An 11,924-nucleotide genomic window follows, 5' to 3' on the forward strand; every position below is an offset into this window, starting at 1 on the left:
GAATCTATTTTACACAAAAAGAGGCTTTTGACCCACTGACTTGAGTTGTATTTCCTCCGATAATAAAAATCCAGGCCCTCCGCTTGTGTGTGCGGAGGGCCTGGATCAGCTAGAAAAATAATCGACACATGCGGCTAGTCGTGCAGGGTGAACTGCAACTTCATGCGTGGCGCCGCCAGTTCAACCATCTGGCCGAGCAGCTTGTTACTGTTCTTGAAGGACAGCGCCGCCATTTGGTCATTGATGGTCGTCAGGTAGGCCGGCAGGTCCGCTTGCGTTGCAGCGGCCGCGTCGGCTTGGCGCTGCAGGTAGCGGCAGGCCGCCACGGTGTTTTCTTCAAAGACGTTCTCTTGGTCTTCGAACAGCGCGAAGTCGGTGTCGCCGAACACCGCCATGAGGTTAGAGAGCCAGTACATCTTGGTGGCGTCGAACTCGCCGGTGGTGTCGCGGTAGGTCGCCGGCGTGTCGGTGACGTTGGCGTAAAACGGGATCACGGCGTTGAAGGTGTTCGGGCCAAACGCCAGCCAGTGGATGCCGGCGAGGGCGGCGGGCACGTTGTTGCGGATCTGCAGGATGTGCAGCTCCTGGTTGCGGTTGATGCCGATCGGCCGGTACAGCTTCTTTTGTTCTGGGGTGCCTTGCGTGCCGTACACGTCGTAGGGCGTGTTTTGGTAGTGAGAGGACAGCACGAGCTTGACGTCTTCGATCGAGATCTTGTGGTCGGTCCGGCAGATGAACGGCAGGTCCTGGTCGATCGGGGTGGTGTCAAATTCGGGGTTGAAATACTTTTGGCCGTACCACGCCCGCGGGTTGTTGTAGCGGGTGTCCTTGAAGGAGGCGGAGCCGAAGATGTGGCGCAGGTTGTAGCCCACCGGATCCGGGTTGAGCTGGTTGTCGTCGACTAAGGCCTTGAGGTCTGCGGAGCACAGCGTGTCTTCGGAGTCGAAGTCAAAGTCGGTGATGTTGAAGCGGTTCGGGGCGACCACGTAGGCGTCATCTGGGATGCGCACGGCGGCCCAGTGGTGGCCGGCGATGGATTCGAAGTACCAGACCTCATCCTTGTCGGCAAAACAGATGCCGTTGGTTTCGTACGTCCCGTACTCGGTCAGCAAGGCACCGAGGCGTTCGACACCTTCGCGGGCGCTCTTGATGTACGGCAGGGTGATGGTTGGCATGTCCTCTTCACCGAGGCCGCTGTCAACCAGCGGGTCGATGCCCAGGATGCGGCTGTTGGTGGTGATCGTTTCGGTCGAGGTCATCGCAACGTTGGCGCTGTTGATCCCAGCGGCGGCCCACAAGCCGTGCCCGTCCACGGCTTCCGGCGTGGCGGTGTAGGCCAGCGGGTTCTCCGGCAGGTCAAGGTTGAATCGGCTGAGCACGCTTTGGTAGTGGCGCGGCTGATCCTCGGGCTTCACCAGCACGAACTTCTGCGGGTGCAGTGGGGAGTTGCCGTCTTCGTTGCGCGCGATGATGGTGGAGCCGTCCAGGCTGGCGTTTTTACCGACGAGGATGGTGGTGCAGGAACCTTTGATTCGTTTCGTCAAAATGGTCATCTCTTTCTCGAATATTAGGTCAATTGTAAGCCTGTTGCCGCGATTCGGCTAGGCCTGAAGCAGGACGTCCAGCTCAGTGGCGATGGCGTCGCACTCGGCCAGGTCTTGCGCGATGGCGCCGCTGGCCAGTGGGTGGCCCCCGCCGCCGTGCGCGACGGCGAGCGGGTTGATGCTGACGGTCTTGCTCCGCAGCTCCACGCGGTAGCGGCCGTCCGGGCGGGCGGTGAAGACGGCCCAGGCCTGAATGGTGCTGAGCTGGCCCAGTGGCCCAACAACGCGCTGGGCGTCATTGTTGGTCAGCCCAAGCTCATCCAGCGTGGTCTGATCCAGCGTCAGGCGCCCGGCACCGTTGGCCGACACCGTCACGTGGGTGAGACCGTAGCCGATCAGCTTGGCGATGGGCGGGGTCCACTCGTTTTCGCGGCGGCCGATGGCAGGCGCATCGATGCCGGTTTCAAGCAGCTGTGCCGCCACGCGGTGGGTGGACGGGCGGGTCAGGTCGTACAGGAAGCGGCCGGTGTCGCCGATGATGCCGGCGTACAGGCGTGCCGCCACCGTGGGGTCCAGCGCTAACCGGTCGCTGGCCGCGATCAGGTCGGCGACGATCTCTGAGCTGGAGGACGCGGAGGTGTCGACGTAGCTGAGGTCCCCGAACGGCTCGCGGTCGGGGTGGTGGTCGATTTTCATCACCAGCTTACCGGTTTGCCAGTGGTCACCGGCGATGCGCGGGATGTTGGCGGTGTCGATCACCACGACCAAGGCGTCGGCGTAAGCGGCGACGGGGACTTGGTCGGCCGGGCCGATCCAGGTCAAGGCCGGCTCCGCGGGCCCGGCGGCGTAGACGGTTTTGGTCGGGTAAGCGGCTTGCAGGGCGGCCTGCAGCCCGGTTTGCGCCCCGATGGCATCGGGGTCCGGGTTGAGGTGGCGGTGAATGATGATGGTGTCGTACTGGTCGAACGCGGCCAGTAGGGTTTCTAAGGTTGCAGACATTGTGGCGCCTCCATTCTGCCTTTATTCTAGTAGAATAGGAGACAAGACGCACGCGCAATTGGAGGGTTCTCGCATGAAAAAACGCACCAAGCTCCTGTTCATCTTGTTCGCGGTTCTGGCTTTGCTGGGGCTCGGCGGTCACATTGCCTTGCGCGCCCAAGCGCACCCGGCCACGCCGGCGGCCGCCCAAGTCGCCGCGACAGCCGCGGCAGTCGGCGACACGCGGGTCTTCGGGCCCAAGCGCGCCAAGCTGACGGTGGTGGTGTACCCCGGGGCGTTCGTTGACCCGGCGGCGTACAGCCTCTGGGCCCAGCGGGTGGCCGCGGCCGGCTACCGGGTGGCGATCGTCAGCTTTCCCTATGATCTCGCGGTGCTCGGGGGCAACCGGGCGGACACGGTGGTGAAGGCCGGCCAGCGCTATGTCATCGGCGGGCACTCGCTGGGTGGGGTGATGGCGAGCCGGTACGCGGCGGCGCACCCGCAGGGCCTGGCCGGGGTGTTTTTCCTTGCCAGCTACCCGGACGCCAAGGGTAAGCTGACCGATGTGCCGGCGCTGTCGCTGATGGGCAGCCGCGATGGGGTGCTCAGCTGGTCGGCGTGGCGCAAGGCGAAGGCAAACCTGCCCGCGGCCACAACGTTTGCCCAGCTGACCGGGGGCAATCACGCCGGCTTTGGCGCGTACGGCGGTCAAAAAGGGGACCGCGCCGCCACGGTCAGCAACGCAGCGCAGCAGAAATGGGTCGCCGCGCAGCTGACGCGGTGGCTGGTAACCCTGAAATGAGTGCACGCAAAGAGATTTCATGGTACTCTAATCGCTAGACTGACTTTGGGGGCGCATCATGCAATTATCGAAGACTCGGGCCAACGGGCTGCTGCTGTTGGCGGCGACCATCTGGGGCGCCGGCTACATCTGGTCCAAGCAAGCGACCAATGCGGGCATGCCGGCGGGACTGATCAATGGCATCCGCGGGCTGATCTATGCGGTGCTAGCCTACGCGGCGTTCCATCGCACGATCAACCGAATGACGCGCGCCGACTTAAAGGTGGGCCTGATCGCCGGGGGAATCAACTTCCTGGGCTTTCAGTTTCAGACGATCGGGCTCAGTGATACAACGCCGGCCAGCAACGCTTTTTTGACTGCGACTTACGTGGTGATCGTGCCGTTCATCGTGTGGGTGTTGTTCCACCAGCGACCCGAAGCCAAGAGCTACCTGGCGATCGTGGTGTGCATGATCGGCATGGCGTTTTTGACCAATGTGGTCAGCCAAGGCTTTTCGCTGCACCTCGGGGATGTGCTGACGATCGTGTCGGCGTTTTTCTACGCGCTGCAGATCGTGTACTTCGGCATGACGGCGACCCGCACCGCGCCGTGGATCCTGGCGTTCATGCTCGGCGTGACGCAAGGCGGCTTCGGCTTTCTGTGGTCAGGGCTGTTCGAGCGCGGGACGTACGGCGCGATCGACTGGCAGGCCGGGCTGTGGCCGGTGGTGATCCTGGGTATCGTGTCATCCTTTGGCGCGCAGACCCTGCAGCTGGTGGGACAACGCTTCACCGACCCGACGCCGGCGGGGCTGATCCTGATGACCGAGTCGCTGTTTGGCAGCGTGTTCTCGGTGGTGCTGGGATTTGAACCGTTCACGACCAACCTGTTGATCGGTGGGACCCTGATCGTCGTGGCGCTTTTGACGATGCAGGTCGGGTTGCGCCACCTGTGGCCGTTTCGGCGGCGGGTGCACGGGGAACGCTAAGGGTGAGGCCGTCGCAAACCGGCGGCCTTTTTGTCTGCTCTCATTTTAATCTCATGTTTTCACTTGACTTTAATAGTCAGTCTTGTAAGCTGAATGCAATCAGAATTGGAGGGATGACCATGCAAATCAAGACGCTGACCGTGCACCGCATGATGCTGCACCTGCGCCAACCCGCGACGGTGACCTTCGCCACCTTCGATGCGGTGCCCAGCCTGCTCGTGCGGCTTGAAACCGACACGGGGCTGGTCGGCTACGGTGAGGCCAATCCGGTCGAGCAGGTGACGGGGGAAACGGTCGCCAGCTCGATCGCGGCTTTGGCTACGCTGCGACCGGTGCTGGTGGGCACCGACCCGCTGAGCATCGAGGCCGCACACCGGCGCATGGACGCCGCACTGCTCGGCCACACCGCACTCAAGGCCGGCATCGACCTGGCGCTGTACGACCTGCTGGGCAAGCACACTGGGCTGCCGCTGTACCAGCTGCTCGGCGGTAACGCCAACGCGGTCACGACCGACATCACCGTAATGCTCAACTCGGCTTCGGTGATGATCGCTGAGGCCAAGGCCCGCGTGGCAGAAGGCTTCACGGCGCTCAAAATCAAAACGGGTCTGGATGAGGCGCACGACCGCACCGTCATCGCCGGTATTCTGGCCGCGGTGCCGCCAACCGTCAGCCTGAAGCTCGATGCCAACCAAGGCTGGACGCCCAAGCAGACGATCCGCATGATGCGCCAGTTCGACGTGCCCAACCTGACCATTGTGGAGCAGCCGCTCCCGGCGTGGCAAACCGCCGGCAATCCGCTGGTGCGCGCCGGCATCACGCAGGATCTGATGCTGGACGAAACCGTGCACGATGCCCACGATGCGGCCGCCGCGGTGGCTGCCGGGGCGTGTGACGCGATCAACATCAAGCTGATGAAGGCCAGCGGGCTGTGGGGCGCGGAAGCCATCAACCGCGTGGCCGAGGCTGCCGGCGTCTACTGCATGATCGGCTGCATGGCGGAAAGCCGGCTGGGGATTGCGGCCGCCGCGCATTTTGCCGCTGCGCACGCCAACGTGCGGGATTGTGACCTGGACTCGGTGCTGTTACTGGAAGAGACCCCGTGGCTGCAGGGCGGCTTCACCCAAACCGGTGAGCAGCTCGTGCTCAGCGATGCCCCGGGGCTGGGCGTGACCGTGGATGAGGAGGCGCTGAATGACCGTTTATGATGTCTACCAATGCGGGGTGCGGCGGGCCAGTTTCACCGTCACCCCAGGAACGCCGGTCGCGGTCACGGTGGCGAGCCGCTTGGACCTTCCCCAGTGGGCGCAAAACTGGGCGGGTCAGCCGCTACCACCCCTGGTCGAAGGGGAGTTGCGCGCACATGGCGCACGCTACACCGAAGCGGCTGGGGGCCGTGTCTGGCAACAACGCGATGCGCGCCCGGCCGTGAATTTGTTGGTGCATGATGGGCGCGTAGTGGGGGCGGAAACCACCAATAATAGCGCGACCGAGGTGGTGATCGCGCGCGGGCTTGAGGCGCAGTCCAGCCTGGCCGCTTGGCAGGCCGCGGGGTTGCTGCTTGAGGCACCGGCGCCGCTGCCGGCGGCCTTCACCGCGCAGGTGCCGATGCGCGACGGGGTGCAGTTGGCCACCACCGTGCAGCTGCCGACCACGCCGGGCCCGGCGGCAGTGGTGTTCATGCGCACCCCGTACGGCCGCCAGCTGTACGAAGCGGGGCTGGCGCATTTTGCCCAGCGCGGGTTCGTCGTGGTAATTCAGGACGTGCGTGGGCGCAACGACTCGCAGGGCGAGTGGGTGCCGATGGTGCACGAGGAGGCGGATGGCGAAGACGCCTTGGATTGGCTGGCGGCGCAGTCCTGGTCCACCGGCAAAATCGGCATGTTTGGCGGTTCATACAGCGGCGGTGTGCAGTGGGCCGCGGCCGCCAGCCGCAGCCCGCACCTGACCACGATGATCAGCCAGGTCACCTCCGGCGGGCCGTTCGATGACATGTTCTACCGCAACGGCGCACCGCTGTCGGCCGTGGCCTCCTGGCTCTTTGCGACCGGTGAACGGTATTTTGATCCAACCAAAATGCAGCGCACCGACTGGGCGGACCTGCTGAAGGTGCGGCCGTTCCAAAACATTCCGGTGGTCGGCCTTGGCCATGAGATCTCGGGCTTCTCGACCATCATGGCCCACCCGGACTATGATGCCTGGCATCAGGCGATGGACTGGCCAACGCGCGTGGCCGGCATGCAGGTACCGGTGCTGATCCAAAGCGGCTGGTACGACGATGACGGCGTGGGCACCACCGATGCCCTGCTGGCCACCGCGCACTACCCGGCGACCCAGCGCCGCGTGATCCTCGGCCCATGGCTGCATGGCGGCAACAGTCAATACGACCTCGGCCCTGTCCATCTGGGCGAACAAGCGCTGCGGTTTGATATTGATCTGATTCACCAGCAGTGGTTCGACCACTTCCTAAACGGCGTTGCCAATGGGGTCGAGCAGGGGCCCACCGTCGAATATTACGTGATCCATGAGGACCGCTGGCGCACCGCGACCACTTTTCCCCCGGAAGGGACCGAGACGACTTGGCACCTGGACGCGACCACCGGGACGCTGGCGCCGGATGCGCCAACGCAAGCGGGGACAGTCAGCTACGACTACGATCCAGCCGACCCGACCCCGCAGCTGCTCGATGTCAGCGCCAATGAGTTCCAGTACCCCAACGACTACCAACCGGTTGAGGCGCGGTCTGATGTGGTCAGCTTCACCAGCGCGCCATTGGCCCAGCCGATGACCGTCGCAGGCTGGTTTGACGTCGCCTTTGACGCCCAGTCCAGTGCGGTCAACACCGACTGGGTGGTCAGATTGACCGATGTCACCCCTGATGGGCAAAGCATCAACCTAGCCGACCAGGTGCTGAACGCGCGCTACCGCAACGGCCTAGCCGACCCGACACTGCTGACGCCGGGGGCCACCGCGCATTATCGTATTCGCACGCAAAAAACGGCGTACCGTCTGGCCGCCGGGCACCGCCTGCGGCTGGACATTGCCAGTGCGGCGGACAATCTGATTTTCCCCAACACCAACACGGCCGCCGGCGCCGCAGGGACGACCGCAGTGGTCGCGCACCAGACGATCGTGACCGGGCCCGGGCAGGGCGGCACGGTGACGTTCACCGTGGTGGCAGATTAAAGCAAATAAAAAGGACGCATGATGCGTCCTTTTTACTTGGTTAGGATTTCTTCAGCTTGTTCACCAGCTCCGCCAGCGCCGAAATATCGGTGGCGCTGGTGTGGGTGTCATGCAGCTTCAGGTGGGGAAAACTCTTGAGCAGGCGGCGCTGAACGTGGCTGAGGCGCGGCAGCTTGGCGCGCGACTCGGCGTCTTGGCGGTACTGTTCCAGCCACGGGTATTCGGCCTCCAGGCGTGCGCCGGTGGCTGCCGCCTTTTGCTGCAGCTCCTGCTTGGTCGCAGCGATCGTGTCGCCGATGCGCTTGGTGGCGGCACCAAAGGCCAGCAGGTTGGCCAGCGTGAAGCCGAAGTCAAAGGCGAACAGTGCGATCAGCGCGAACGCCGCAAAGACGCCGTAGCGCGCGTCGATGTGGGTGACCACCTGCGCGACCAGCGGGTGGATGACTTTGATGATCACGAGCATGCCGACGCCCCAAAAGGCAGAGATGGGTAGCGCCACGCGGCCGTTCAGGTTCAGCGGGATGTTGCTGTAATCCCACCAGCGCGCGTGGAACAGCGCCTCCATCAGCCAGGAGGTGACGTACTCGATCACCGTGATGATGAGCACCGACAGCAGGTAGAGCATCAGCAGGTTGTGCTGGAACGGGTGGATCACCGCGAGCACCGCCGTCATCGAGAACCCGTAGACGGGAATGACCGGACCGGTCAAAAAGCCCGAGTTGACCCAGCGATGTTTGCGGACACTGACGTAGCCGCTTTCCCACAGCCAGCCAACGAAGCCGTACGCGAAGAAGTAAAGCACCCAAGTGGTGAAGCCCTGTGCAAGCGCCATGAGTTGTGCGGAATGTGTCATGAGCAGCCCTCCATTCGCTTCGACTGTAACACACTGGCAAAAGCCGGTACAATAGAAGAAAACTGGAGGTCACCTTATGGACTTCAATCTGATCGGCGACCCGGCCAAGGCGCGCCCGATGGCCCGTTATATGAAAGACCAGTTTCCGTTTGTCGGGGTGCAAACGGTGGCGCGCCGCGCGCAGACCCGCCCGCTACTTCAGGCCGCGAAGTACGAGTCCCTGTCCACGGTGCACGCGTGGCTGCAGGCGCTGTACGCGCGGCCGGAACGCGAGTACCAGTACGTGGCTTACGATCTGGCCGCCAGCGCGGTGCGCCGGTTCACCCTGGCGGACTTAGTGGCGCTTGAGCCGCTGGTGCTTGCAAAGCCGTGGTGGGATACGGTGGATGGCTGGCGCGCCGTATACGGCCGCTACCTGCAGCTGCACCCCGAAGACAAGGACGCGGTGTTCGCGCGCTTCGACCGCCACCCGGACTTCTGGGCCCGGCGCGTGGCCATCACGCTACAGTTACAGGAAAAAGGGGCCACCGACACGGCGATGCTGGCGCAAGCCATCGAATACGATCGCACCACCCCTGAATTTTTCATTCAAAAAGCGATCGGGTGGGCGCTGCGGGCGTACAGCAAAACGGACGCGGCGTGGGTACGAGACTTCATCGCCACGCACGAACTGAGCAAGCTGGCGGTGCGCGAGGGCAGTAAGTACCTGTGACCACGCCAAAACGGCCACCCCAGTGAAGCGCGGGTGGCCGTTTTGACGTGGTCCAGACGATCAGGCCGCGACCCGCTCCAAGTGCTGCGCCCAGCCATTGATGGCGGCGGCGATCAGCATCAGCACAAGTGCGAGCACCATCACATTGTGCAGGCCGCTGTGCAGGATCTGGCGCATCTGCGGCATGAGCGCCTGGGGTAGGCTACCGGCGCTGTGGCTGTCGGACAGCTTGTTCATCATCGCCAGCGTGACACGGCCGTGCGTGGCCGCGATGCCGCGCAGCAGCGCGCGGTTGACCAGCAGGCCGAAGATGGCGGTGGTGAAGGTCTGGCTGAGCATTCGCAGTAAAAACGAGAAGCTGGTCGCCACCGGCACGTCCTGCAAGGCGGCGTCTTGTTGCACCTTGACCTGCAGCTCGTTGAAACAGCCGCCGTTGCCGAATCCCTCAAACCCCGCGGCCACCAGCAGCAGCCAGTACGGCGCCTGCACACCGGCCCCGACCATCAGCACGAAGCTGATGATCAGCATGGCGATGCCGATCATCACCACCTGGTGCGGCGAGCAGAAGCGCCGCAGTCCCGGCACCGCCTCCGAACCGATGAAGTCGGTGACTGAGCCCGGGATCTGCGTGGCGCCGCCAATCAGGGCGGTGGTGCCGATCAGCCCCTGCGCCCACATCGGCGAGTAGGTCAAAAAGCCGATGAACGCGCCCCAGATCAGCGTGAACAGCGCAAAGTCGATCACCAGCGCCCGATTTTGGAACAGCCGGCCGGGGATGATCGGATCGGCGGCTGTGCGCTCCACCCGCACCAGCCCGGCAAAGGCCAGCACCGCGATGACGGCGGCGACGGCAACCACCCAGCTGGCGGCCAAGCCGACGAACTCGATGGCGCACAGCAGGGCGATCAGGCCGACTGCCATCAGTCCGGCGCCCAGCGCATCGGTTTTGCCTACCGCGCGGGGGCGGGCCTGGGTCTGGTAGAACACCTGGATCAGCACCGCCGACAGCAGGCCGATCGGTACGTTCAGGTAAAAGACCCAGTGCCACGACAGCGTGTCGACGATGGCGCCGCCGACCAGCGGACCGATGATGGTCGCGGTGCTGTAGCTGGCCGAGACGAACCCGAGCACCTGCATGCGCCGGCGCGGTTGCGGGTAGAGCTCCGCGTAGATGATATAGGGCAACGAGATCATCCCGCCGTTGCCGATGCCGGCCAGCCCGCGCGCGAGGATCAAAAAGCCCATGTTCGGCGCGATCCCCTGCAACAGCGACCCGACGACGAAGAACACCGCGGCGAGCTGGTAGGCGGTCTTGTTGCCGACGCGCTCGCCGAGTTTGCTCCAGATGAGCGTGGACACGGCGGTGCCGAGCAGGAACACGGCGACCAGCCACGCCATCCACCGCAGGCCGTGCAGGTCGGCGATGATGGCGGGCAGGGCGGTGTTGACGATGGTGCCGTCCAGGCCACTCATGGCGTTGGATAAGAGGAGCGCGAGCGTGACGATGGTGATGTTGCGTTTAGTCAAGGCGAGACTTCCTTTTCTGAAAATAATCACGCCTTTTATTCAACACCTTTGGCGGTGCGACTGCAAATGGTGGCGGTATGAAAAAAGCGCCACCGTCGCAAGCGGTGACGCCAAGTCTAGTCCACAACTGCCAGCCGCGCCACCTGTACCAGCGTCTCGGCCAGCGTGGCCATCGCCTCGGTGGACACGCACTCGTACGGGCCGTGGAAGTTGATGCCGCCGTTGAACAGGTTCGGAGCGGGCAGGCCCATGTACGTCAGCTTGGAGCCGTCCGTGCCGCCGCGAAACGGCAGGTACTTGGGTGTGAGCCCCACGGCCTCGATGGCGCGCTCGGCCAAGTCGAGCGGCCGGCGGTCCTGGTCGATGATGGGGGCCATATTATAGTACTGATCGGTCATCGTGACCTGCAACCGCGGCCGGTCGAGCGTCTGGTTGAGCCCAGCGACTGCGGCGAGGAAGGCCGCCTTGCGCGCCGCGAACTGCGCCTGGTCGAAGTCGCGGATGATGTAGGTCAAAGTGGCGGTTTGAATGCTGCCGGTGACATCGTGCAGTAGGTAAAACCCGGCGCGATTGCGGGTGAATTCGGGGCGCTCAAAGCGCGGCAGCGCCGCATCCAGCTGTTCCCCCAAGCTGATGGCGTTGACCATCAGCCCGTACGCCTCGCCTGGGTGGACGCTAGTGCCAGTGATGGTGACGACGGCCTGCGCGGCATTGAAGGTCTCGTACTCGATCTGGCCGAGGTCGCCGTTGTCCAATGTGTAGGCCCAGTCAGCGCCAAAGTCGGCTACCTCGAAGCGGTCCGCCCCGGCGCCGATTTCCTCATCGGGCCCAAAGGCGAGCTTGATGACGCCGTGCGGCCACTCGGGGTGCGCCATCAGGGTGCGCACGGCGGCGATCGCCGCGGCGATGCCCGCCTTATCGTCCACGCCCAAAAGCGTGGTGCCGTCACCGGTGATCAGCGTCTGCCCTTGGTACTGGCGCAGTGCCGGGAAGTCGGCCGGGTCAAGCACCAGCCCGTTCTCAAACGGGATCGGCGTGCCGTCGTAGTGGGGGTGTAGCTGGGGGTGGACCGTTTCGGCTGCGTAGTCGGCCGTATCGAGGTGGGCGATCCAGCCGATGGTCGGCGCAGGCGTTGCGGTCGTGGCCGGCAGGGTCGCCGTCACAAAACCGCTGGCGGCACTGAGCGTCACCTCATCGAGCCCCATCTTGGTCAGCTGTGCGACCAGCTGGCGCGCGAGGACGGTTTGCCCCGGGGTGGACGGCACGCGGTCTGCGTGCGCCGGATCGGAACGGGTGTTGACTTGAACATAGGCGAGAAAATCGGCCTGGAGCTGGGCTTGGTCAATGACCATGAG

The 11,924-nt window shown here is 64.1% G+C and carries 10 protein-coding genes; 5 read left to right on the top strand and 5 right to left on the bottom strand.

Annotated elements, in window-relative coordinates:
- Positions 1-134: 134 nt before the first annotated feature.
- The gene (locus EKM88_RS01890) at positions 135-1,544 is read right to left on the bottom strand and encodes a C69 family dipeptidase (protein ID WP_125702525.1); all 1,410 of its coding nucleotides are present in this window, start codon (positions 1,542-1,544) and stop codon (positions 135-137) included.
- A 57-nt stretch (positions 1,545-1,601) separates the two neighbouring features.
- Positions 1,602-2,543, bottom strand: a complete 942-nt coding sequence (locus tag EKM88_RS01895; RefSeq protein ID WP_125702527.1) for a DHH family phosphoesterase — start codon at positions 2,541-2,543, stop codon at positions 1,602-1,604.
- A gap of 73 nt (positions 2,544-2,616) precedes the next feature.
- Between EKM88_RS01895 and EKM88_RS01900 the strand changes: the two genes are divergently transcribed.
- The 4 genes from EKM88_RS01900 (at position 2,617) to EKM88_RS01915 (ending at position 7,477) form a co-directional block, all read left to right on the top strand.
- Positions 2,617-3,324: an alpha/beta hydrolase gene (locus EKM88_RS01900; RefSeq protein ID WP_125702529.1), complete on the top strand. Its 708-nt coding sequence runs from the start codon at positions 2,617-2,619 to the stop codon at positions 3,322-3,324.
- 58 nt (positions 3,325-3,382) lie between these two features.
- On the top strand, positions 3,383-4,291 hold the full coding sequence (locus EKM88_RS01905) for a DMT family transporter (protein ID WP_125702531.1): 909 nt from the start codon (positions 3,383-3,385) through the stop codon (positions 4,289-4,291).
- A gap of 119 nt (positions 4,292-4,410) precedes the next feature.
- A complete protein-coding gene (locus EKM88_RS01910) occupies positions 4,411-5,499 on the top strand; it encodes a mandelate racemase/muconate lactonizing enzyme family protein (RefSeq protein WP_125702534.1) in 1,089 nt (362 codons plus the stop codon).
- Positions 5,486-7,477 (top strand): CocE/NonD family hydrolase, encoded by a 1,992-nt coding sequence (locus EKM88_RS01915; RefSeq protein ID WP_125702536.1) that lies wholly within the window; start codon positions 5,486-5,488, stop codon positions 7,475-7,477. The genes EKM88_RS01910 and EKM88_RS01915 overlap by 14 nt, the downstream gene beginning before the upstream one ends.
- 40 nt (positions 7,478-7,517) lie before the next feature.
- Here EKM88_RS01915 and EKM88_RS01920 read toward each other — a convergent pair whose 3' ends face one another.
- A complete protein-coding gene (locus EKM88_RS01920; RefSeq protein WP_125702538.1) occupies positions 7,518-8,330 on the bottom strand; it encodes a putative ABC transporter permease in 813 nt (270 codons plus the stop codon).
- Positions 8,331-8,406: 76 nt separating this feature from the next.
- Here EKM88_RS01920 and EKM88_RS01925 point away from each other — a divergent pair, with 76 nt between their 5' ends.
- Positions 8,407-9,042 carry a DNA alkylation repair protein gene (locus tag EKM88_RS01925; RefSeq protein ID WP_125702540.1) on the top strand — a complete coding sequence of 212 codons (636 nt, stop codon included), beginning with the start codon at positions 8,407-8,409 and terminating at the stop codon, positions 9,040-9,042.
- Positions 9,043-9,102: 60 nt separating this feature from the next.
- On the opposite strand, the gene EKM88_RS01930 is transcribed toward EKM88_RS01925, so the two are convergent.
- Positions 9,103-10,569 carry an MFS transporter gene (locus tag EKM88_RS01930; RefSeq protein ID WP_125702542.1) on the bottom strand — a complete coding sequence of 489 codons (1,467 nt, stop codon included), beginning with the start codon at positions 10,567-10,569 and terminating at the stop codon, positions 9,103-9,105.
- Positions 10,570-10,685: 116 nt separating this feature from the next.
- On the bottom strand, positions 10,686-11,921 hold the full coding sequence (gene pepT / locus EKM88_RS01935; protein ID WP_404819951.1) for a peptidase T: 1,236 nt from the start codon (positions 11,919-11,921) through the stop codon (positions 10,686-10,688).
- Positions 11,922-11,924 lie beyond the last annotated feature (3 nt).

The sequence above is a fragment of the Lacticaseibacillus daqingensis genome, assembly GCF_003946115.1.
GTDB classification, from domain to species: domain Bacteria; phylum Bacillota; class Bacilli; order Lactobacillales; family Lactobacillaceae; genus Lacticaseibacillus; species Lacticaseibacillus daqingensis.

Bases quoted from the DNA above. Each gene is read 5' to 3' on its own strand.
- EKM88_RS01915 (WP_125702536.1), top strand. From the start codon at position 5,486: ATGACCGTTTATGATGTCTACCAATGCGGGGTGCGGCGGGCCAGTTTC.
- EKM88_RS01905 (WP_125702531.1), top strand. From the start codon at position 3,383: ATGCAATTATCGAAGACTCGGGCCAACGGGCTGCTGCTGTTGGCGGCG.
- EKM88_RS01920 (WP_125702538.1), bottom strand. From the start codon at position 8,330: ATGACACATTCCGCACAACTCATGGCGCTTGCACAGGGCTTCACCACT.
- pepT (WP_404819951.1), bottom strand. From the start codon at position 11,921: ATGGTCATTGACCAAGCCCAGCTCCAGGCCGATTTTCTCGCCTATGTT.
- EKM88_RS01895 (WP_125702527.1), bottom strand. From the start codon at position 2,543: ATGTCTGCAACCTTAGAAACCCTACTGGCCGCGTTCGACCAGTACGAC.
- EKM88_RS01925 (WP_125702540.1), top strand. From the start codon at position 8,407: ATGGACTTCAATCTGATCGGCGACCCGGCCAAGGCGCGCCCGATGGCC.
- EKM88_RS01900 (WP_125702529.1), top strand. From the start codon at position 2,617: ATGAAAAAACGCACCAAGCTCCTGTTCATCTTGTTCGCGGTTCTGGCT.
- EKM88_RS01910 (WP_125702534.1), top strand. From the start codon at position 4,411: ATGCAAATCAAGACGCTGACCGTGCACCGCATGATGCTGCACCTGCGC.